The 23,049-nt window shown below is 43.8% G+C and carries 20 protein-coding genes; 4 read left to right on the plus strand and 16 right to left on the minus strand.

The genetic code is table 11. From position 1 onward, the window contains the following. Positions 1-224: 224 nt before the first annotated feature. Entirely contained in the window at positions 225-1,781 is a 1,557-nt protein-coding gene (locus AB5642_RS02760; protein WP_173734781.1) for an SPOCS domain-containing protein, read from the minus strand. Positions 1,782-1,810: 29 nt separating this feature from the next. Then, positions 1,811-2,257: a protease complex subunit PrcB family protein gene (locus AB5642_RS02765; protein WP_118577599.1), complete on the minus strand. Its 447-nt coding sequence runs from the start codon at positions 2,255-2,257 to the stop codon at positions 1,811-1,813. A gap of 202 nt (positions 2,258-2,459) precedes the next feature. Here AB5642_RS02765 and AB5642_RS02770 point away from each other — a divergent pair, with 202 nt between their 5' ends. Beyond that, positions 2,460-3,200, plus strand: coding sequence for a 1-acyl-sn-glycerol-3-phosphate acyltransferase (locus AB5642_RS02770; protein WP_118577600.1), 741 nt, complete (start codon positions 2,460-2,462; stop codon positions 3,198-3,200). Here the strand turns inward: AB5642_RS02770 and AB5642_RS02775 are convergent. Next, positions 3,164-3,349: a DUF6783 domain-containing protein gene (locus AB5642_RS02775; RefSeq protein WP_308768457.1), complete on the minus strand. Its 186-nt coding sequence runs from the start codon at positions 3,347-3,349 to the stop codon at positions 3,164-3,166. The genes AB5642_RS02770 and AB5642_RS02775 overlap by 37 nt on opposite strands. Here AB5642_RS02775 and AB5642_RS02780 point away from each other — a divergent pair. After that, entirely contained in the window at positions 3,260-3,493 is a 234-nt protein-coding gene (locus AB5642_RS02780) for a DUF6783 domain-containing protein (RefSeq protein WP_308768458.1), read from the plus strand. The genes AB5642_RS02775 and AB5642_RS02780 overlap by 90 nt on opposite strands. Here the strand turns inward: AB5642_RS02780 and AB5642_RS02785 are convergent. Beyond that, positions 3,436-4,374 (minus strand): AraC family transcriptional regulator, encoded by a 939-nt coding sequence (locus tag AB5642_RS02785; RefSeq protein WP_195391795.1) that lies wholly within the window; start codon positions 4,372-4,374, stop codon positions 3,436-3,438. The two genes, AB5642_RS02780 and AB5642_RS02785, sit on opposite strands and share 58 nt — an antisense overlap. A 273-nt stretch (positions 4,375-4,647) precedes the next feature. Here AB5642_RS02785 and AB5642_RS02790 point away from each other — a divergent pair, with 273 nt between their 5' ends. Beyond that, positions 4,648-7,059 (plus strand): glycoside hydrolase family 3 C-terminal domain-containing protein, encoded by a 2,412-nt coding sequence (locus AB5642_RS02790; protein ID WP_148461528.1) that lies wholly within the window; start codon positions 4,648-4,650, stop codon positions 7,057-7,059. A gap of 124 nt (positions 7,060-7,183) precedes the next feature. On the opposite strand, the gene AB5642_RS02795 is transcribed toward AB5642_RS02790, so the two are convergent. The 11 genes from AB5642_RS02795 to AB5642_RS02845 all read right to left on the minus strand — a co-directional run bounded on the left by AB5642_RS02795 (position 7,184) and on the right by AB5642_RS02845 (position 20,473). Beyond that, a complete protein-coding gene (locus AB5642_RS02795) occupies positions 7,184-8,668 on the minus strand; it encodes an ATP-binding cassette domain-containing protein (protein WP_173715746.1) in 1,485 nt (494 codons plus the stop codon). Continuing rightward, positions 8,665-9,714 carry a sensor histidine kinase gene (locus AB5642_RS02800; RefSeq protein WP_148461526.1) on the minus strand — a complete coding sequence of 350 codons (1,050 nt, stop codon included), beginning with the start codon at positions 9,712-9,714 and terminating at the stop codon, positions 8,665-8,667. The genes AB5642_RS02795 and AB5642_RS02800 overlap by 4 nt, the downstream gene beginning before the upstream one ends. Before the next feature lie 7 nt (positions 9,715-9,721). Beyond that, positions 9,722-11,368 (minus strand): response regulator, encoded by a 1,647-nt coding sequence (locus AB5642_RS02805; RefSeq protein ID WP_173715745.1) that lies wholly within the window; start codon positions 11,366-11,368, stop codon positions 9,722-9,724. 213 nt (positions 11,369-11,581) lie between these two features. After that, complete coding sequence (locus AB5642_RS02810; RefSeq protein ID WP_148461524.1) at positions 11,582-12,514, minus strand: ABC transporter substrate-binding protein; 933 nt, start codon at positions 12,512-12,514, stop codon at positions 11,582-11,584. A gap of 138 nt (positions 12,515-12,652) precedes the next feature. Then, the gene (locus AB5642_RS02815; protein WP_148461523.1) at positions 12,653-13,669 is read right to left on the minus strand and encodes an ABC transporter permease; all 1,017 of its coding nucleotides are present in this window, start codon (positions 13,667-13,669) and stop codon (positions 12,653-12,655) included. Beyond that, on the minus strand, positions 13,662-15,194 hold the full coding sequence (locus AB5642_RS02820) for a sugar ABC transporter ATP-binding protein (RefSeq protein WP_148461522.1): 1,533 nt from the start codon (positions 15,192-15,194) through the stop codon (positions 13,662-13,664). Before AB5642_RS02820 ends, AB5642_RS02815 begins: the two co-directional genes overlap by 8 nt. A gap of 201 nt (positions 15,195-15,395) precedes the next feature. Further along, the gene (locus AB5642_RS02825) at positions 15,396-16,034 is read right to left on the minus strand and encodes a bifunctional 4-hydroxy-2-oxoglutarate aldolase/2-dehydro-3-deoxy-phosphogluconate aldolase (protein WP_173715744.1); all 639 of its coding nucleotides are present in this window, start codon (positions 16,032-16,034) and stop codon (positions 15,396-15,398) included. Positions 16,035-16,049: 15 nt separating this feature from the next. Next, positions 16,050-17,102, minus strand: coding sequence for a sugar kinase (locus AB5642_RS02830; protein ID WP_173715743.1), 1,053 nt, complete (start codon positions 17,100-17,102; stop codon positions 16,050-16,052). A gap of 2 nt (positions 17,103-17,104) precedes the next feature. Beyond that, complete coding sequence (gene ilvD / locus AB5642_RS02835) at positions 17,105-18,850, minus strand: dihydroxy-acid dehydratase (protein WP_173715742.1); 1,746 nt, start codon at positions 18,848-18,850, stop codon at positions 17,105-17,107. A 17-nt stretch (positions 18,851-18,867) separates the two neighbouring features. Continuing rightward, positions 18,868-19,104, minus strand: coding sequence for an HPr family phosphocarrier protein (locus AB5642_RS02840; RefSeq protein ID WP_173715741.1), 237 nt, complete (start codon positions 19,102-19,104; stop codon positions 18,868-18,870). 13 nt (positions 19,105-19,117) lie between these two features. Beyond that, a complete protein-coding gene (locus AB5642_RS02845; RefSeq protein WP_148461517.1) occupies positions 19,118-20,473 on the minus strand; it encodes a GntP family permease in 1,356 nt (451 codons plus the stop codon). A 280-nt stretch (positions 20,474-20,753) separates the two neighbouring features. Here AB5642_RS02845 and AB5642_RS02850 point away from each other — a divergent pair, with 280 nt between their 5' ends. Then, positions 20,754-21,452 carry a FadR/GntR family transcriptional regulator gene (locus AB5642_RS02850; RefSeq protein ID WP_195391796.1) on the plus strand — a complete coding sequence of 233 codons (699 nt, stop codon included), beginning with the start codon at positions 20,754-20,756 and terminating at the stop codon, positions 21,450-21,452. A gap of 174 nt (positions 21,453-21,626) precedes the next feature. On the opposite strand, the gene AB5642_RS02855 is transcribed toward AB5642_RS02850, so the two are convergent. Then, positions 21,627-23,018: a glycoside hydrolase family 32 protein gene (locus tag AB5642_RS02855; protein ID WP_173715739.1), complete on the minus strand. Its 1,392-nt coding sequence runs from the start codon at positions 23,016-23,018 to the stop codon at positions 21,627-21,629. Between the last annotated feature and the right edge of the window lie 31 nt (positions 23,019-23,049).

The following is a 23,049-nucleotide window of genomic DNA, read 5'->3' on the forward strand; positions in this document are numbered from 1 at the left end:
GCTGCCGCTCACATAAAACCTCTGGCAGGCTCTAAGAGCAGCAGTTTCTTTGTACTTTGTATACAATTTTATCAATGCTTTTATTGTAAAATATTTTTGTATTTTTTTCAATACATTTATGCGAGGAAATTTCTCATTCTATATATATCGTTACTGTCCACAACGTGACCAGAGCATGTTTGAAAAGGTTTTCTCCAAATATATGCAGTAAACAGAAAGCAGCCTTACCCTTCCACCTTCTTCACCAACAGCAGCGGCATTCCAGGCACAACTCTGTCCTCTTCCAGTTCATTCAGCTCACAGATTTCCTCCACTGTAGTATAAAATCTTTTCGCAATATCCCACATAGAATCCCCATTTTTCACCACATACACCGTGATTCCCGGCATTGCCTGGATTTTCTCCATATCAAGGGGACGCTCCTCCACTTTGCTTATGATCATCCGGTTTTCACACTGAAGCACCAGCACATTGAGACTGATCACAGCCTTCACCTCAATCTCATTGCTGTCGATCATAGACGTTGACAGCTGTTCCAGATCTGCCTGCAAAAAAAAGATACTGTCCTCGTTGATCCCGTTTGCCTCAATTATATGGGAAAAAGGGATCATTCCATCAACAGAATAGAATGGCATTTCATCATTTCCTGTAATATACAGAATTTTCATAAATACAATTCCATCAGCCTGGATTCCATTTTCTACAATTTTCGTTTTCTCAACCTTTACACGTCCCTGGCTGTGACAGATCTGCAGGATTTTCCCCTGGCTTTCCTTCAGTTCAATACGGTCAGATACGCGGCATTTGGAGTCATTCCGTACCAGGAGGCTTTCCAGACACATCTCTTTTCCCTGAGGAATGCATTCTTTCAAAGGCGAGTACACATCCAGAATCAGGTCATGCTCTTCTTCGCGGTAAAGCTTCATGTCCAGTTCCAGCACCGTGTCTACACTCATTACCCGTTCTTCCCCATCGGAATCCGGTTTTACTTCAATGCTCTGATGCATAACGGAAAAGCCAATATTTGGAATCATCTCTCCCATACAACCAGTACACTCCACTTCCGTATTAAACGGAAGCACATACTCTGCCCACTGAAGCGGATTTTCCTCATCTTCTCCCGAATACAGGACAAAAACTGACAGCTCCCCTCTTGCCTTCACCACATTATCCTCTGGACGCAGATCCATTCCACGGACATCGATGGTATACCACAAAAGCTGTTCAATGTTCGGTTTATTGGACACTAAAGTCACTTCATCCTTAATCCGCATAGTGTCCTTTTTATGTACCATAAGACTCATTAAACGGACTTTCTTCCTTTTTACTGAAATTCCCTCCTCACTGATTTCCACCGGAAGCTGAATCCCTGCCATTTCATCTACCACTGCATAAAAGGTGACAATTGCTTTTATGTTTAATTTTCGGGAATGAATCATGTGCACGCTGAGATCCTCAATCTCCCACTTCAGGCACATTTTATCCCCACTTGCAATCCCTTCCAGGTTCAAAGTCTCATCAAAAGGCAGTTTTGCCCCCAGACTGCTCACCTTCTGGTTTTCTTCCCCCACATAGAGAATATCCACGTTCAGGTTTCCGCTGATAAATGCCTTTCCTTCGCTAAGACGCACTTCATCCATGGAAACGTCACCCTTGTTCTGGATCAGTCGGCCCACATCCGGCTTTGCATCTGGTACATTATAATCTGTATCAAACGTTACCTGGCTGGCTGCACGGCTTTTTATCTGAAGCATCTGCACACTTTCTTTTCTTAATTCCACGATTTTCCACTCCTTTTTTCACCAGACTGCTATATTGCATCATTTTCGCTTTTTTCAGTAAAGCGTTCAAAAATCACAGGTTCTTTTCGGTATTCCGTCTTCACCACGATGTAAGGATAGGAAGGCGGACTGATCGTTATTTTCTCGTCTGATGGCCCCAGCAGCATTGTCCGGAAAAAAACAGCCTGGGAAGTCCACCCCAGTTCTTCCACGGAAATACTGTAACCTCCGCTCATTTGCTCCCCGTATCCTTTTACAAGAAACAGGTCTTTTTCACATTGATAGGTCAGCTGAAATTCATTCTTCTTTTTCTCCTGTATCAGGGCAGCCAGTTCTGCCGGTATCTCTTCATTTTTTACAATGGAATACTCCAGAGGCTTCCGCGGCTCTTCCTCAATGCGGATAAAATTGCATCCACTGATCAAAAGCAGTGACCACAAAATTACTCCCAGAAGAACTGCTTTTGTTTTTTTCATTCTGCCACCTCAGATGTCTCGTTGCTGTTCATCTGATGCTCAGCCTTTAAACACAGCAAACAGCAATCTCCATTTATTTTATTGTATGAGGAATAAAAAAGATTTATTGCAAGAATTTTTCAAATTACATATAATAGACATAAACAATATGCCAAAACATGCTTCCTACGCATGAGGCACAGATCAAAGAAAGGAAAATCATATGATTCGTTTTATTTTATGCGTGATCGTAGTGGTTGGATTCCTGATTTTATCCATTCCCATTCTCTTTGTAGAATGGATCATCGGCAAATTCAATCCTATGGCAAAGGAAATCAGCTCTCTTCGGATCGTTCAGGCAGTATTTCGTTTTATCCTGTGGATATCCGGTGTGAAGCTGACTGTTATCGGAGAGGAAAATGTACCAACTGATGTGCCGGTTCTTTATATCGGAAATCACAGAAGCTTTTTTGATGTACCGATCACTTATCCACGCTGCCCCATCCGTACCGGCTATATCGCAAAAAAAGAGATGGAAAAGGTTCCTCTGCTTTCTACCTGGATGAAACGTCTTCACTGCCTGTTTCTTGACCGTAATGACCTGAAGCAGGGACTGAAAACCATTCTCACTGCTATTGAGAAAGTGAAATCCGGCATTTCCATCTGCATTTTCCCAGAGGGTACACGAAACAAAAATGAAGATGAACTGGACATGCTTCCATTCCATGAGGGCAGCTTCAAAATTGCCGCAAAGACAAACTGTCCGATCATCCCGATGGCGATCAGCGGCTCCGCTGATATCTGGGAAAACCATTTTCCAAGAGTTAAGAAAACCCACGTTATCCTGGAATATGGCAAACCAATCTACATAGACCAGCTGGAAAAAGAGGACAAAAAACATCTGGGTGCTTATACACAGAATATCATTCATGAAATGCTGGTGAAAAATAAAGCGCAGTTATAATGCGTCAGCTTCCAACTAGAGCGTGTTTGAAAAAGGCTTTCTGCAAGATGTGCGTCACAATTTGTGGGAGATTTTGTCCGGATGAGGGCGTCGTAGCGGGCTACGACAACCGAATTCGGGCAAAATATACCGCAAAGTGGGGCGTGCAGATTGCAGGAATGCTTTTTCAAACACGCTCTAGCAGGACAGACCTTCAGGCTGTCCTGCTTGTTATTTTCAGAACCCTCCGGAAAAATCATTCCTGCTTTTTTCCCAGCTGTTTTCTCCTTACTTCCTTCGGCGATTCCCCATAAGCCTCCTTGAATTTTCGCAAAAAACCTTTGTAATTGGTAATCCCGTTTTTATCCAGAAGAAATGTTATATTTTTATCTGTCTCCAGAAGATCTGTGTGGAAATGCTCCATGCGGATCTGATTTACATAAGCCAGGAAGGTCTGTCCTGTATATTTGCGAAAAAGGCGACAGAAATGCTCTGGTGTAATGGCCAAAAGCCCTGCAGCATCGGCAAGGGAAATTCTTTCCCCATAATGTTCCCGGACAAATTCCATGCATAACTTCATCCGCTCCAAGTCTCGCAGAGTGCCGTGAGCGGTTTCTGTATCTTCCTCACTCCTGATTCCTTCTGTATAAAGAAAATAAAGTAAACGGTAAACAGCAGAAAGCACCAGAAGATGATAGCCTTCTTTTTTTTCTTCATAAAAGCCTGCAATTTTCCGAAATACGTCTCTCAACTGATCATACAGATCATCAGCCCGATTTGTAGACTTTCGATTCTCCCTCATCTCCACAAGTCCCTTTCCCTGCACATTCTCCAGTTGTTCTCCCTGAACACATGCGTCAGCTGATTTCGACCTTATAAGCTCCTGAAATTTCAGTCCCTTCCACTTTGCAGAAATTCTTTCCAGATGAACCGGCGGGATCTGTAAAAGATAATACCTGGCATCCTCATGCGTGTAGGTATAATGGATATCATTGGAATTTACCAGAAAAATATCCCCTTTTTCCAACTCATAACTCACATCATTAATAGATGCTGTAATCTCGCCGCCAAGCACATAAATAATTTCCAAATGCTCATGCCAGTGCGCCGGTAACAGTTCATCCCAGGTATTTACATATGTAAAATGAATTTGTCCCAAATGATCATCCAGCACGTTTTCATATTCCGCTCTCATAGTATGCCTCACCTTCTTTTTTCACTCAAATTTCCCGACTTCCATCCTCATCCAAAATACACAACACTTATATCACAGGTTTAAAATCAAAATACACCATCTATTCTTTATGATAATATATAATATTTCATCTGTAATATCAAGAAAGACCTATAAAAGAAGCAATAAACCATCTAGTACACCACCGCTTTTTCCAGTACAATAGCAACATCAAGACAACTACACGAAAAAAAATTTCTAATTATAAATTTATCTACAGGAGGACATCCCACAATGAACAAATGGACCAGAGTTAAATTCCAGCCAAACCTTCCCCTTAGGGAAAGCGGCCGTGTTACCGCAAGCAAAGAACATATCCTTCTTTCCAAAGAAGCCGCCAAAGAAGGTATGGTTCTTCTAAAAAATGAGAAAAACCTGCTTCCTCTTACTGAGGGCACACGCATCGCCCTTTTTGGCAAGGGCAGCTTCGACTATGTAAAAGGCGGCGGCGGAAGCGGTGATGTTATGGTTTCTTATGTACACAACCTTTACGATGGGCTGAAAATGCAGGAAAACGCCGTTCAGATCTACGAACCGTTATCCGATTTTTACCGCACCGATATCCGACATCAGTATGAAAAAGGTGCCGCACCAGGAATGACGGTAGAGCCAGAGCTTTCCCAGGAGCTTGCTGACGGCGCAAAAGCATTTGCTGACGTTGCAGTTGTTGTGATCAGCCGTTTCTCCGGCGAGGGCTGGGACCGTTCCAGCATTGAATGCAACAACGAATTTAATCCATGGGATACAGAAACCACCATGCCGAAAATTTCCGGCGAAGTTTTCCCAGATGGCGACTTCTATCTCACTACCAGGGAGAAAGCAATGCTTTCCATGGTAAAAGAGCGCTTTGATGATATCGTAGTCGTTCTCAATATCGGCGGAATCATGGACCTTTCCTGGGTAAAAAATGATGACCGGATTTCCTCCGCTCTTCTTGGATGGCAGGGTGGCATGGAAGGCGGGCTTGCCATGGCGGAGCTTCTCACCGGCAAAGGGAATCCATCCGGTAAGCTGGCTGACACTTTTGCTGCAGACGTAAATGATTATCCATCCACTGCTAACTTCCATGAGTCTTTTGATTATGTAAACTATACAGAAGATATTTATGTAGGCTACCGTTATTTTGAAACCCTTCCAGGAGCACAGGAAAAAGTAATCTATCCATTTGGATACGGACTTTCCTACACCACCTTTTGCCTGAACACCACCGCTATGTGGGAAACAGAGGATCAGATTTTCGCTGAAGTTCAGGTGACCAACACCGGTAACCTGGCTGGAAAAGAAGTTGTCCAGATTTATTTCGAAGCTCCACAGGGACTTCTGAAGAAACCAGCCCGCCAGCTTGCTGCTTTTGCAAAAACCCGTCTTCTTCAGCCAGGTGAGACACAGCAGATCCGCCTTTCCTTTGCAAAGGCTGACATGGCTTCCTACGATGACCTTGGAAAAATCAAGAAATCCGCATATATTCTGGAAAAAGGTACTTATAAGTTCTATATTGGAACTTCTGTGCGCGACACTAAGGAGAGCCTCCTGACAATGGAACTGTATGAAAATATGATCACAAAGCAGCTGACAGCTCATCTTGTTCCAACCAGCCTGAAAGAGCGTATGCTCTCTGACGGCAGTTTTGAGGAGCTTCCACAGTCTGCATGCAATGACATGAACGAATGCGTATTTGAGAAAATGGAGCCGGGCACTGAGGAAGGTATTACCCCTGCAGTCCGCTGCTGTACACGTGGCACACTTTTCGACAACTTTGGCAGAAAACAGTTTATTGATGTAGCAGAAGGCAGGCTTTCCCTGGATGATTTTATGGAACAGTTAAGCGATGACGATCTGATTCATCTTCTTGGAGGACAGCCAAACGTAGGTGTTTCCAATACCTTCGGCTTTGGAAATCTTCCGGATTATGGTGTTCCATCCATTATGACAGCAGACGGTCCTGCCGGTCTTCGTATCAGCGGGGAATGCAGCATGAACACAACAGCATGGCCTTGTGCAACCCTTCTTGCCTGCACCTGGAATCCGGCTCTTGTTCAGCAGGTTGGACAGGCTGGCGCCGAAGAAGTGAAGGAGAACAATCTTGCTGTATGGCTTACCCCTGCAGTAAATATCCACAGAAATCCGCTTTGTGGAAGAAACTTCGAGTACTATTCCGAGGATCCGCTGATTGCCGGAAAAATGGGCGCAGCTATGGTAAAAGGTATCCAGTCCCAGCACATTGCAGCTTCTGTAAAGCATTTCGCAGCAAATAACAAAGAAACCAACAGAAAGCACAGCGATTCCCGTGTTTCCGAGCGTGCACTTCGCGAGATCTATCTGAAAGGTTTCGAGATCATTGTAAAAGAAGCACAGCCATGGACGATCATGTCCTCCTACAATGCAATCAATGGTCACCGCGCTTCTGAGAACCGTGAGCTTCTGGAAGATGTTCTCCGCGGCGAGTGGGGCTTCAAGGGAATGGTCACCACTGACTGGTGGACAAGAGCAGAGCATTACAAAGAAATCAAGGCCGGAAATGACGTAAAAATGGGAACTGGTTTCCCAGAACGTGTGAAAAAGGCCATGGAAATGGGACAGCTTGGCCGCCCGGAATTAGAGCACTGTGCAAGACGGGTGCTGGAACTGATTCTGAAGATTGACTGAAATTGAATTTTAGTTATAAAGAAACCCATGGCAATTTTATTTCTGTTGCCATGGGCTTCTTATTTAGGCTCTGGAGCGTGTTTGAAAATACAATCCGAATTATTAGTATTATGTTTTATACATTTTATTTTCTCTCTGACGGATACCTATGCAGCCAGGGCACCGACGAGGTAATCTTATGGAAATTTTCTCTTACAATTTCCTTCTTTTTCCCATTTTCCCCAAGAATCAACAGGCGATCTGCCATAGCCAGGGAATCCGATAAATTCAAAGATAAGATCACCACCGAAATCCCCTTATCCAGGAACTTTTCCAACATACTCCAGATAAACATCCTGTGAGCAAGATCAGCGCCGCAGAAAGGCTGAATACAAAACAGAATCTCCGGTTTCTGCAAAAATACTCTTGTATACACCAGCTGATACTTCTGCTTTTCACTCAGTTCCTCCACCGGCATTTCAAAAACATCTGTCCCTAATATGGGACTGTATTCATTCCGAATACTTTTCTGAAGACGTTTGTTGTGCCAGATTGAAGGAACTTTTTCTGCCAGACAAATACAGAGATTATTCATATAATCCAGTTTCGGAAAAATCATGGTTTTTGTAGTACGTTCCTGGATTACTGCAATCCTGCCATTTCCCGGAATCTCTGTCTGCTTCCCATTCAACAGGATTTCTCCACTTTCCGGTAAAATATCTCCGGTCAGAATCTTCCGTAGCTCCTCCATTCCCCTGGCATCCATAATCTGTACGGCCAGGCATTCTCCTTTATGCACATCAAAGGAAAAATTGCAGGCTGCATCCTCTCCGTAGCCCTTCCATTGAAAAACAACCGGTGCAGCCTGCTGCCCTTCCCTTTTTTCCGTATGATAACGGACCATGTCGTTATATTCCGTCATGTAAGTTACGGGCGGATCATTGAACAGCTCCTCTCTTTCCAGAATCTTCTGGATTCTTCCATTGGTAAACAGCGCACATCTGTCACAGATACTGGAAATCTCTTCCAGATGAGAACAGATATAAAGAAAAGAAAACCCTTTTTTCACATAACGACGGATAATTCCATGGAGCTTTTTCAACTCATCATCACTGACAAGGGCTCCAACTTCGTCCAGCACGATCAGATGATATCCCATAATCACAGCCCGGAGCAATTCTACAATGATCCGTTCAAAAGTAGAAAGCTTCTCCACATCTTTATTAAGGGGAATGTCCATTCCGATATCTTCTAAAAAAGGTTCCATCTGCCGGTTCAGGATCTTTGTGCGGATCACCCACTGGCGAAAGCCCGGACGCAGGACAAAAATATTATCTGCAATGTTCAGATTTCCTGCCAGAGAACTTTTCTCCTGGATAATGCTGATCCTGTTTGCTGCCTTGTAATTCTCTTTCCAGGTGTTTACCTTTTCCCCTCCATAATAAATATAACCGTCATAGAGGGGAAGATTCCGTTCCAGAAGCTTCAGAAGAGCTGTTTTTCCATGACTGTTAACAGGCATAAATCCCATAATCTCTCCCTGAAAAATCTGAAGATTGAAGTCCTCCAGCTTCACAACCTCATCCTCTTTATACGTCACACGCTCCATTCTGAGAACTTCGTTTCTCATACCAACACGCTCCTGTTTTTCACCTGTCTGTCGTCAGTAAGTATAGGGATGGTGATCTCCACATCTGTTCCTTCTCCTGGTACAGAATAAACATGCATGCCATATTCATCCCCAAAGATCAAATGGATTCTGTTATTCACATTCACCAGAGCAATTCCGCCCTGTTTTTCTTCATTGTCGTGAATGGCCTTGGTTGACTTGCCCAGCTTCTGGTTCAGCTTTGCTAAAGTCATCTCGTCCATTCCCACCCCATCGTCTGAAATACGGATGAGCAGGCGATCCTTTGTACACTGAAAACGGATATAAAGATTTCCACCGCCAACCTTCAGCTCCACGCCATGGATAATGCTGTTTTCCAGAATCGGCTGCAACGTCAGTTTGGGGATTCTGCAGTTCATGATCTTTTCATACTCTGCAATATCATAATCAATATGAAGCTGCAGCCGGTCCCCGAAACGATATTTCTGAATTCCAAAATAAGTCTCACAGTTATCCAGTTCTTCCTCCACAGAAACCAGATTCTCCACCTTGGTAATGGTGTAACGGAAAAATCTTGCCAGGGCTTCTGTCATATCTGCAACGCTGTCCAGACCTGCAATAATAGCTTCTCCACGGATGCTTTCCAGTGTATTGTAAAGAAAGTGGGGATTGATCTGATTCTGCAAAGCCAGGTACTGAGCCTGTCTTTTGTTCAGATCCATATACTGGGGAGAACGCACAATGCGGTCTACCATTTTCATCTGCTTCTGGATGCTTGGAGTCAGGTTCAAGAGTTCCATATCTTCTTTTTCGGAAAAAATATAACCATCCAGAAAACGATCCGTCATTTTTTCACAGCGCATGTAAGGGCGGTGAATCCACAGCCAGAATACAATCGGAAACAAAATTGCAAATATTGTTATAATTATGGCCATCCACCAGGGTGTTTCGCCTTTATATGCCAATAACAGCTGAATTACCGCCAGAATAATAAAACTCCCGAAGACTACCGTTCCCAGGACAAGAGCCCGGTTGGATATGTATTTCAGTTTTTCTTTAAATTTCATTTTTGATTTATCCATACAATTTTCTATATGTAGAGGGTTTCACCCCTGCCGCTTTCTCAAAGGTATGTGTGAAATGTTTCGGATCGTTATATCCTACCCTCCTGCAGATTTCTGTTACTGGAAGATTGGATTCCCGAAGGAGTAGCTTGGCCTGTTCCATTCTCACGTTGATCAGATATTTTGCAAAACCTTCTCCTTCTGTCTTCTTGAATAAGGCACTGAAATAAGCAGTGCTAAGTCCCACTATCTCGCTGACTTCCTCTAAAGTCAGCGGATCACTGAAATGGTTCTGGATATATTCCTTTGCCTTGCGAACCGGGCGGATAGTATCAGTTTCATAGCGTTCAGCCTGCTCCTGGATATATTTTTTCTGGAAATCCCCAAGACAGGAAAAAATTTCCTCTATTTTTCCACATTTATCACACTGTTTACGGAATTCCTCCACAGTAGCAGTACGCTCTGGAATCCGAATACTTGCCGCAAAAATATCAGCTGCTGCATACACCAGTTCAAAAATCTCGCTGCCACGAATTTCTTTCGCCTTATTTACCGTATCCTGCAAATCCTCTACTGCTTCTGCTGCATTCTGAATGCTGGAAATTTCTACGGCATGAGTAATCTCACGAAGATACTTTTTCAGCAACTCGCTCTCCTGGATTTCTGAAGCTTTTCCCAGACAGTCAAGAACCCGTCCGTCCCCTTTTACCAGCCTTTCCTGGATCAGTTTTCGGGCTTCCTGCATAGAGTCAGCCAAATGCTCTGCCTCTTTGTATGCAGCTCCAACTGCCATGGAAAAGCTTACATGCTGAAACATATTTTTCTGGATTTCCATCTGGGTAAGGCTGCTCTTCATGCTCCGGCGGATGGATTCCTTCTCACTTTCCGGATAGTTAAGAATACCGTAGCAATAGTCATCACGAATCAGAAGAACTAATTCGCGGCTGTCTTTTTTCAGATTTCGTTCCAGGACCTCACGTACTTTTTCCATAAGGATTTCACTGGAAGTGGAGCTGATCTCTCGTGCGCCAGCCAGACCTGTTGTTCCATCCATTCTGCCGCCAGAAATGATCTTTCTTCCATAATCCACTTTTACACAAAACGCCTGGTACACTCCCTGTCTTGCTTTCAGATGATAAATGCTCGTCAATGTGTCCTGTGAAACCGGCATATCCGGCTGATCCAGCAGCCGGTCGATCAGATTTGCCCGTAAATGGTCATCATCCCTTTTCGCCTTATTTACAAGCTCCTGATGATTCAGTTCCGACTCCTTGCGCTCCCCGATCTTTTTCTGCAATTTCTGCAGGGTAGCAGTCAGTTCCCCCTTGTTTACCGGCTTCAGAAGATAATGTCCCACACCGTAACTGATAGCCTGCTGTGCATACTCGAAATGGGCGTAACCGCTGATTATGATTACTTCCAGAGCGGAATCCAGCTCCTTCACCCTTTTTACCAGCTCCAGGCCACTGCAGCCTGGCATGCGGATATCTGTGATCAGAATATCCGGCTGTGTCTGCCGTACCATTTCGCAGGCTTCCTCTCCGTTGTGGGCGATTCCCACCACCTTCATTCCCATAGAATCCCAGTCGATCAGTGCCTGGATCAGCTGGCAGATCCGCACCTCATCATCTGCAATTACTACCTTTAAAATCTCCATGTTCTCCGTCCCCATTACATGATTACTGTGAAGAAATTTCCCCATTTTTTTAGAAACTCTCTCCACTTTTTCTTACTTCTAATAATAATCCATTTCAGCATTTTAAGCAAGAAAACCGCCGGAAAAACCGACGGTTTCTTGCTCCTTATAATTACTGCCCCAGCCGTCATCATATCCATGACGTTCCATGAACAATATTCCTTTTATTTCAGATTATTTATCAGAATCCTTTGTGATCACAGATACACCTGTATCTGTAACTTCTCCGCCGAGTTCCTCGCCGTTGATTGCTTTTACAGCTGCTTTTACGCCTTCAGATCCCATAACATCTGGGTTCTGAGCCATTGTGCAAAGAAGATATCCGTCGTCGATCAGGTTCAGAATCGCGTCAGATTTATCAAAACCAACACCGATGATGTCAGCGTTTCCAGCTGCTTTGATGGCATTTCCGGCACCAGTTGTGGAGCCTTCATTACATCCGAAGATACCAACAACACCCTGTGTAATGTAGTTCTCTGCGATACTCTGGGATTTTGCAGCATCACCTTCGCCGTACTGGGTTTCCATGATCTCGAAGTCTGTGCCGTCAAATGCTGCGCGGAAGCCTTCCTCACGGTTTACGCAGGAATCAGTAGCTGCGTTTACATTAATGATACCGATTTTACCAGATGTAATACCAGCATCCTCAAGCGCCTTCTTCATCTCTTCTCCTGCTGTTGTTCCAGCTGCCTCATTGTCTGTGGAGAAAGTAGCTTCTGCCTCTACATTTGCAGGGGAATCAACATATACGATCTTAATTCCCTGATCTTTTGCTTCCTGAAGTGCGGAAGAAATAGCGTCTGGTCCGTTTGCAGCAACCATGATTGCATCATAACCGCCTGCTACTGCATTGTTTACACACTCGATCTGCTGAGCGTCATCTTTTGTATTCGGGGACATGAAGTCAACTGTTACACCAAGCTCTTTTGCTTCTTCCTGAGCGCCTTCGTTCAGGGTGATCCAGTGCTGGTCGATAGAGTCCATTGTGATCAGCGCAATTTTCTCATCGCCTGTAGCCTTAACATCATCTGATGCATAAACAGTAGCTGCTCCAAGGGAAGCGATCATAGATACTGCACATACCATAGCTAAAAGTTTTCTTTTCATTGTAAAAATCCTCCTAAAAATTATTTTTTATAACTACCCGCCTTCTCCATTTGCGGTTTAGTTTCATGAAATTATTTTACATCTCCCATATTCAGTTGTCGATTTCATTTTCCTGTGAAAAATACTGTTTTCTTGCGGTTATTTTTTTCTGTGTTTGCCAAACTGTCCGTTTCTTACAACTACATCCAGCAATACGGCTGCAACTACGATCACGCCGATTACAACTCGCTGGATACCAACTTGTGCACCGATCATGTTCAGACCATTTTCCAGAGTCTGCCAGACAGCTGCACCTGCGAAGGTTCCAAGAAGGATTCCAGTTCCTCCAAGTGGGGAAACGCCACCGATTACGCCGGCTGCTACGCCATACATCTCGTACATGTTTCCAGCTTCCATATTTCCCATACCAGCCTGTGCGCAAAGGATAAGACCAACTACACAGGAGCATACGGAGCTTACCAGATAAGTCTTTACTGTGGTGGAAACTACGTTTACACCAGAAAGCTTTGCCGCGTCCACGTTAGAACCGATTGCGTAAATATGACGGCCTGTACGTGTCTTGGATAAGATAAAGAAAAATATAACAAAAATAACAAGTGCGATCCAGAATGTGTTATAAATGCCAAGCGTTTTACCGTAATAAAAACAATTTTGGAATGCATCAGCCGTTTCTTTTCCAACACCTGTTGCAATGGCATCTGTATTTCTGTTTCCGTTTACCATGTAGGCAATTCCTCGTGCTACGAACATGGTTCCCAGAGTTGCAATAAATGGAGGGAGTTTAAATTTTCCAACCAGATATCCATTTACCACACCAACTACCAGACAGGCAATAAGTGCGATCACAATTGCAAGGAATGGTACCATTCCTGTTGTCATTAAGGTAGCTGCGATCATGGCGCTCATTCCGACCATGGATCCGATTGACAGGTCAATGTTTCCAGTGATCAGTACGTAACTTTGTGCAATACCGATCAACAGGTACTTGGACATGGAACGCAGCAGGTTCAACATATTCTGTCCTGAAAAAACCGCCGGGTTAATGATACCAAATGCGATATAAATAATGATCAGCCCCACGAATGCGGTAAGTGCTGCCCCCATTCCCCTGATTCCCAATAATTTCTTTAAAGGGCGTTGCTGTTTACTATTCATTTTTACTTCCTCCCTCAGTTTCCTTAATACTCTTGTTTTCAAAGGATGTTGCCATTGTAAGGATCTCGTCCTGGGTGGCTTCCCTTGCTGAAACCTCACCGGTGATACGTCCGTCACACATTACGATGATACGGTCTGCAATTCCCATGACCTCCGGCATTTCAGAGGATACAAACATAACTGCAATTCCCTGTTTTTTCAGCTCATTCATCAGATTGTAAATTTCTACCTTTGCGCCAACATCAATTCCTCTTGTGGGCTCATCAAAGATAACAACCCTTGAATCTCTTGCGAGCCATTTTCCAACAACTACTTTCTGCTGGTTTCCACCAGAAAGATTGCCGGAATCAATTTCCACATTCGGTGTTTTAATCTGGAGATCCTTCACTGCTTTTTCGCAAAGAGCATCTTCTTTTCCTGAGTTTATCACACCCATCTTATTGCATACAAGGTCAAGATTTGGCAGTGCCAGGTTCTGACGGATGCTCAGTTTCGTACAGAGACCGTCTTTTTTACGATCCTCAGGAGCAAGCACAACACCGTTTCGAATGGCATCCATTGGACAGTTGACTTCGATTTTTTTACCATCCACATAAAACTCTCCGCTGTCTTTCGGATCAACACCGAAGATGGCTCTTGTAGTCTCCGTTCTTCCGGCTCCCATCAGTCCCGCAAATCCTACGATCTCGCCTTCATATAAAGAGAAGTTGATATCTCGGACCATTTTTCCGGCATTGAGATTTTTCACTTCAAAAATCTTCTTGCCTTTCCTGCATTCCACTCTCGGGAATTTTTCTTTGATTTCACGGCCTACCATATTTTTGATAATGTAGTCCATGTCCATGTCTTTGAAATTACCGTCTGTTATGTATTGTCCATCTCGCATGATGGTAACTCTGTCCACGATATGGGACAGTTCTTCCAGTCTGTGTGAAATGTATACGATTCCTCTTCCTTCGTCCCTCAGCTTTCGGATGATACGGAAAAGATCATCAATTTCTTTTGCTGTCAGAGAGGATGTAGGCTCGTCCATGATCAGGATCCTTGCATCGATGGAAAGTGCTTTTGCAATTTCAACCATCTGCTGTTTGGATACTGGCAGATCTCCTACGATCTGATCCGGACTGATGTCGATTCGAAGATCGTCCAGAACCCTCTTGGCTTCTTTCCGCATCTTCGCATTATTTAAGGATAAACCACCTTTTACTTCTCTTCCAAGGAACATGTTCTCCGTTACTGTTAAGTGCCTGCACATGTTCAATTCCTGATGGATAATGGCTACTCCTGCTTCCTGGGCCTGCTTTGGTGTTAGGTCGTCATAGGATTTTCCGAAGATTTCCATCGTTCCTTCGTCTCTGGTATATACACCGCTGAGGATTTTCATCAGGGTCGATTTTCCGGCTCCATTTTCTCCCAGCAGCGCCATGACTTCTCCAGAACGCAGCTCAAATTTTACATGATCCAGAGCCTTAACACCCGGGAAACTTTTGCTGATATTGTTCATGGAGACAATGACCTCATTCATTCCATTCCCTCCTCATTTATTTGTTTTTGCTTTCCTTTGTTGATATTATCTTAACTCATACGATGGGGTTGGGATAGAGGGGGAGAGTTTGGGTTTATGGGGGTTTTTTTAATGTATGAAGTGTATGTGTGTAAAAAACAGGATCCTGTTTTCATGCAGGATCCTGTTTTTTGTGAATATGAATATGTGTAATACCTCCGATTATTTTCGGATGGAATCAACCAGTTTTCGTGCTTCTGCTGTCAGTTCTCTGATCTTGTCAAATTCTCCATTTTTTACAAGTTCTCCTTTTACCATCCAGCTTCCGCCGCAGCATATAATTTTGTCGAAAGAAAGATAATCTTCCAGATTTTTTGCATTGATACCGCCAGTGGGCATAAACTTAATTCCCACATAAGGTGCGGCCATAGCCTTGATCATGGCAACTCCGCCTGCCGGTTCTGCAGGGAAAAATTTTACAACTTTAAGGCCTCTTTTTACTGCCTGTGCGACCTCAGACGGTGTGATGCAGCCTGGAAAAACAGGAATTTCTTTTTCCAGACAGTAGTCTACGATCTCTGGATCAAATCCAGGGCTTACAATGAACTTTGCACCGGCTGCAACAGCTGCATCTACCTGCTCTCTGGTAAGAACGGTTCCTGCTCCTACAAGCATCTCCGGAAACTGTTCTGTCATCAGACGGATAGATTCTTCTGCTGCCTCTGTACGGAAAGTTACCTCTGCACATGGAAGTCCACCTTCAACAAGTGCCTTTGCAAGGGGTACTGCATCTTTTGTATCTTCCAGCACAACTACCGGAACAACACCAAGCTTCTGAAACTTTTCTGCTATATCCATCATTTGAATTTCCTTTCGTTATCTTTTTATATCAAAATTCATTTCCATCACATGTCTGATCAGGGAAACATCATCTGTAATATTTCCGTCACCATGAATGGTATGCTTCACTGCACTGGCTGCAACACCAAAGTTCACAATATCCTCCGGTGTATATTCATTCATCAGTGCATAAATAATACCGCTTACAAATGCATCTCCACCTCCAACACGGTCAAGAATATGGAAGGTAAGCCGTTTGCTTTCATAAATCTTTCCGTTTAACCAGAGATAAGCCATAAGGCTGTTCTCACTGCAGCTGTGTGCAAAACGCACATGTCTTGCAATGCATTTGATATTCGGATATCTCTCTGCAAAGGCCCTGAAGACTTTTTCCTGCTGTTCACGGTCCGGCTGGAAGGGAACACCATCCTTTACATCACCTGCTGTATGATCTTCTTCATTTTTCCAGATATGGTAAGGCTCAATTCCAAAGAGAACATCTACGTATGGAAGGCAGAGGGTACAGAAATCTCTTGCTTCCTCCCAGTTCCACAATGTACTTCTGAAATTTCCGTCAAAGCTGACGGTCATGCCATTCTCCTTTGCTGTTTTCAGGCAGGTCAGGATCAGTTCACTGCAGCTTTTTCCAAGTGCCGGAGTGATTCCGCTCAGATGAAGCCAGGTGTATCCTTCCAGAAGTTTCTTCACATCTGTTTTGCTGAAATCATACTCTGAAAAAGCACTGTGTTTTCTGTCATAAACGACTTTACTCGGGCGGATTCCGTAACCCGTCTCCAGATAATAGGTTCCAAGCCGATGTGTCGGTGTCTCTTCTTCTGTTGAATAAACTACGCTGTCGCAATTTACGTCATTGCTTCGCAGCATACGTACAGCACTTTTTCCAAGACTGTTTCCCGGAACTACTGTAAAGAATGAGGCAGCTACTCCAAGATTTGCAAGGGAGAGGGCCACATTGGCCTCACTTCCCCCATATCTTGCCTCAAAAGATGTTGCTGTTCTGATTTTTTCATAATCCGGCGGAGTCAGGCGAAGCATGATCTCGCCGATGGTAATAAATTTATACTTCATAATCAATACTCCAGATAAGCTCCCTTCATTGGACTTGCAGCATGCTGGCTGAAAAGTCTCAGGACACCTTTTTTGTATTTCATTTCACGTGGTTTCCAGTTTTTACGTCTTTGGGCAAGAATCTGATCGATTTCTTCCATAGACTTGCGTTCTCCTGCGATTCCGATGATGTTCAGTTTTCTTTCCATAACATCGATTTCGATAAGGTCTCCTTCTTCCACAAGAGCGATCGGTCCTCCATCAACAGCCTCCGGACTGCAGTGTCCGATAACCGGGCCGGTAGATGCTCCTGAGAAACGTCCGTCTGTGATCAGGGCAATGCTCTTTCCAAGTTCCTTATCACTGCTGATTGCCTCAGAGGTATAGAACATTTCCGGCATTCCGCTTCCCTTTGGACCCTCGTAACGGATGAAAACTGCATCACCCTTCTGAACCTTATGCTTCAGAACTGCATCCAGACATTCTTCCTCGCTGTCAAATGGTCTTGCGCGGAGAACAGATTTAAACATTTCCTTCGGGCATGCAGTGTGTTTGATCACTGCGCCTTCCGGAGCAAGATTTCCACGGAGAACTGCAATACTTCCATCTGTTCCGATTGCTTTGTCATATGGACGGATGATGTCTTCCTTCGTAACATTTACGTTGTAACGTTTGTTAAATTCCTGAAGCCATTTATCACATTTTTCATAGAATCCGTTGTTCTTCAGTTCTTCCAGGTTTTCACCTAATGTCTTTCCGGTAACTGTCATGACATCCAGGTGAAGGTGATCTTTGATCTCCTCCATGATTGCCGGTACACCACCTGCATAGTAGAAGCACTCTGCTGGCCAGCGGCCTGCCGGACGTACATCCAGAAGATATCTTGCATTTCTGTGCAGCTTATCAAAGGTATCACCTGTGATCTCAATGCCAAACTCATGGGCAATTGCCGGAAGATGAAGCAGACAGTTGGTGCTTCCTGAAATTGCAGCATGAACAAGGATTGCGTTCTCAAAGCTGTCCATAGTCACAATGTCGGAAGGACGCATATTTTCCATCTGGGCAATTCTCACTGCCTGTCTTCCCGCTTCTCTTGCAAAGTCAAGAAGGTCAGGGCTGGTTGCAGGCATCAGGGCTGTGCCTGGAAGTGCAAGTCCAAGTGCCTCTGCCATAATCTGCATGGTAGATGCAGTTCCGATAAAGGAACATGCGCCACAGCTTGGGCATGCATTGCATTTTGCCCAGTCGAGCTTCTCTTCATCAATTTCGCCACGCTCAAATTTTGCGCTGTACATTCCAAGCTGCTCCAGGGTCAGCATTTCCGGTCCGGCATTCATGGTTCCACCTGGAACAAATACGGAAGGAATGTTTACTCTGGCAAGTCCCATCAGATTTCCAGGAACACCTTTGTCACAGCTTGAAAGGTATACACCTGCATCAAAAGGAGTTGCATTTGCATGGATTTCAATCATATTAGCGATCATCTCACGACTGGCCAGACTGTAGTTGATTCCATCTGTTCCCTGGCTTTCACCGTCGCAGATATCGGTACAGTTATAACGTGCTCCGAAACCGCCTTCTTCTGCGATTCCTTTGCGGACTTCTTCTACAAGGATATTCAGATGTCCGCTTCCCGGATGGCTGTCACCATAGGTGCTTTCAACCATAACCTGGACTTTTCCAAGATCTTCTTTTGTCCATCCTGTTCCAATACGCAGCGGATCAAGCTCCGGTGCAAGCTTTCTCATTTCCTGACTTTTTAACTGCATGATTTTTTCCTCCATTTTTATTCTCTGATAAGCTTTAAACTTTCCAGTGTTTTCCTGAGTTTCTCTTCGTCCTCTTCTTCTACTCCAAGTTCTACATCATCAAATGTTGGCAGACTGAACACACCCAGCATTGATTTCGCATCTACAATATATCTTCCACAGATCAGATCTACATTTTTCTCACATCCTGATGCAGCCTGCACCAGATGCTTGGCATCACACATATCTCTTAAATAAACCGGTATCTTTATCATTGCGTCCTGCCTCCTATGCAAAGATTGAAACAATAAAGCTTACAATAAGTGCCGTAACACCGATCAGTGTCTCCATGATCGTCCAGGATTTCAGGGTTGTCTTTTCGTCGATCTCAAGGAATGAGGTTACCAGCCAGAAGCCTGCATCATTCACATGGCTCAGTGCAGTTGCGCCGCCACAGATTGCACAGCACATAGCAGCTCTGTAAAGCATGCTGGTACCCATTACAGCCGGCATGGTTGCCATAATTCCGGATGCCATTGTCATCGCTACAATTGAACTTCCTACAGAAGCTCTGACCAGAAGTGCAATGAGAAATGCGATCAGGATCAATGGAAGCCCACTCTTCTCCAGCACCGGTCCAATAATGTTTCCAAGGCCGGAATCCTGAAGCATCCATCGGATCACTCCGCCGCTGGCAATTACCAGAAGGATCATGCCTACCGGTCTGAGTGAATGATCCAGGATTTTCTTTAACTGCGCCCCGGTAAATCCTCGTTTGATTCCCAGGAAGTACATAGATGCCAATGTCGCAATGGTCAGTGCAAGGAATGGTTTTCCTATGAATCCCAGAACATCCTTTACTCCTTCTGGAAGCGGCATATACTTGGATAATGTGCTGAGAAGGATCAGAACAAGCGGAATCAGGATCACACCTAATACCAGGCCAAAAGGCGGAAGGTCTTTTCCATCATCTTTAATCTCTTCCACATTTGCCGGAAGCTCTGTATGAATCTTGTTACCAATGAAGCTTCCCCAGAAGATTCCGGAAACCATCATACAGATCAGTGCGGTTGGAACTCCTACCATGATCATGGTTCCCAGGTTCACGCCAAGGGCATTTGCCACAAGTACCGAGCCTGCTGAAGGTGGAACAAAAGCATATCCACTGGCCAGACCGGAAAGAAGGGGAATCGCATAATACAGGGTGGATTTTCTGGTCTGTTTCGCAACACTGAATACCAATGGGATCAGTACCACAACACCAGCTTCAAAAAATACGGTGGTACCAATTACAAGTCCTGTAAGTCCAAGTGCCCATCCGGCTTTTTTTTGACCAAATTTACCGATCAATGTCTCTGCTATTCTCTGGGCTCCTCCGCTTACCTCCAAAATTCCGCCAAACATGGATCCCAATCCTACCAGAAGCGCAATTCCCTGTAGTGTCTTTCCAACACCTTTCTCTACTGTGTCCGAAATCATCGTAAGCGGCATTCCTGCTCCCGCTCCAATGATGATTGCGGAAATCATCATTGACAGAACCGGATGAAGCTTAAATTTGATGATCAGTACCAGCAGAACCACAATTCCCACCGCCGCCGCGATCATCAGTCTCATTGGATCCGCCGCAAAAGTTGTTTCTTCCATTTTTTCCTTTTACCTCCTTGATTCATCTGATGTTTTACAATCTTCCTATGAATTCATCTGACCTTTTTGGTGGCTTTTATGTCATTTTTCCTTTAATTGCTGTCTTTTTCTTTGAATTCATCTGATGTCTTTATAATATATTCTATTCGCCAAAAACGCAATACGGAATTTTATATAAAATTCTGTATTTATTTTTGTGCAATTTAGCATTTTGACATTGATTTCAAAAAACATTATCATAAGATACAAGAATTATCACATCAGGAATGGAGCAAATCATATGATGAATTCATTATCAGAAGAAAAAAGTCTTCCTCAAAAAATATCAGAGGACATTATTGCGCTTATTTTAGAAGAAAACTTACAACCAGGAGATAAATTACCGAATGAAACCATTCTTTCTGAGCGTCTGAATGCAGGAAGAAGTTCTGTCCGGGAAGCCATGAAGCTTCTCGCATCCCGAAATATTGTTACGATCCGACAGGGTTCCGGCACCTATATCTCATCTTCCCCCGGAATGGTGGACGATCCACTGGGCTTCACTTTTATCGGAAACAAACAAAAACTAATCACCGACCTGTTGGAAGTGCGTTTTCTTCTTGAGCCATCTATTGCTGCAATGGCAGCTACACGCGCCGATAAAAAAGACATAAAAAAAATCACCGCACTTTGCGATGAAGTTGAAGAATTATTAAGAAAGCACGAGGACCATACACAAAAGGATATAGAGTTTCATGCAGCTATTGCTTTAAGCAGCAAAAATGTTGTAGTTCCAAGACTGGTTCCTGTGATCAACAGCTCGATTCCTCTGTTTGTAGAGACCACCAGAGGTACACTGCTGGAAGAAACCATCGAGACCCACCGCGCGATTGCGGATGCCATTGCCGCTCATGATCCGCTCCGCGCACAGGATGCTATGTATCTGCATCTGGTTTATAACCGTAAGCGGATTCAGATGATAAAAAAAGACTCTGAATAAATGCTATATTTTTATTGTTTTTATAACAATATTGATATTTTTATATTACGTGGAATCCATAAAAAGGGTATCATAAGATTTGGAACTTATACAATATCTCTTATGATACCCTATGACTTTTTTATAAAATTATGTATCTGTTTAATGAAGCCTTAAAAATTTCCTTTTTGCGACTTATTTCTTCAGCCCGGTAGTCACCTTACAATTTGTAACCTTCAGACTTCCTTCTGACGCAAATAAAGATAAGCTTTCTCCTGGTCTCTTGTATGCTCGTGCATTCAAAGCCACACCATCAACATAAATTGTCGCAATTGTATCGTCCACGATCATACGGATATTGTATTTCTTTCCAGGAATCAGATCAAGCGGTCTTTCCAGTCCGATGTTCTGATTTGCTGGCCATGGCCAGTTCGGTTTCTTCTCGAATACATAACGGTTCTCTGTAGTATTAAATACAAACTGGTAAGATTCTGCTTTGTCCTCGTCCTCATAAAATCTCACGCCAAATGTTCTTGTGCCTTCAGAAAATTCCACATCTGCTTCGAATTTGAAAATGTCACCGGTATTTCTTCCAACAACTACTTCTGAACTCTTAGTTGGTGTATCGATAACGAAATCATCCTTCTTTTCCTCTTTGTCAAAAGCATTCCATACTGTTTCCGGAATTCTTACACCAAGAGTACCATCCTCTTTCTGGTATACCTCATGCGCCATAAAGGTTCCTGCCCAGATGAAGTTTTCGTCATCATCATCTTTGTCTTTCGTTGCAACCCATCCAAACAGAATTCTCTGTCCATTCAGCTCAAAAGTACGTCCTGCATAATAAGCTCTGCCATCAAATGCATCATCCTTCGGTGCGATCCATGGACCATTCAGGCTCTTGCTCATACGGTAAACCATTTTGCTTCTGTCACTGTATTCAGTCACAATGTGATACCACCAGTCACCGATTTTAAACAGGTCTGGCATTTCATGCATGGTATAAAGATCCGGTGCCCAGAAATCGCCTTCAAACTTCCAGTTTTTCAGATCCTTGGATGTAAACTTAACAGTTCTTCCTGTCTGTCTTGTTTTCGGTCCCTGCAGTCTTGCTCCAAGAATCAGTAAGTACTGATCATTTTCTTCATCACGGATCACCCATGGATCTCTCCAGTCATCTGGATCATAGCCTTCCTGTGGGGTAAAGGTAAGAGCATCCTGAGTTTTGTGCCAGGTAACCAGATCATCACTATATGCATGCATCAGTACCTGAGACGGTTTTCCAAGAGCTGGATAATCACGGTTGTAACCAGTGTAGAAAATATGATACTGTCCTTCTGCTTCAAAAACGCTTCCTGCGAAAATAAACTGATCCTGCTCTTCGTCAGTTCCTCTTGGAATTGCCACACCACAGTCTTCGTAGTGAACAAAATCCGAGGTTGTTGCTAAATCCCAGCCAAATGGCTCTCCAAATGGTCCCGGTTTTCTGGTATCTCTCTGATGATATAAATAGAATTTATCCCCATGTCCGAATGGCATACAATCGCCGAACCAGGTTTCCGGAAACTGATAGTATAATTTCTGCATAATAATATATTCTCCTTTTCTTTACAGGCAT

This window comes from Ruminococcus sp. 1001136sp1_2201st1_G3_2201SCRN_220225 (assembly GCF_040924365.1).
GTDB classification, from domain to species: Bacteria; Bacillota; Clostridia; order Lachnospirales; family Lachnospiraceae; genus Blautia_A; species Blautia_A faecis.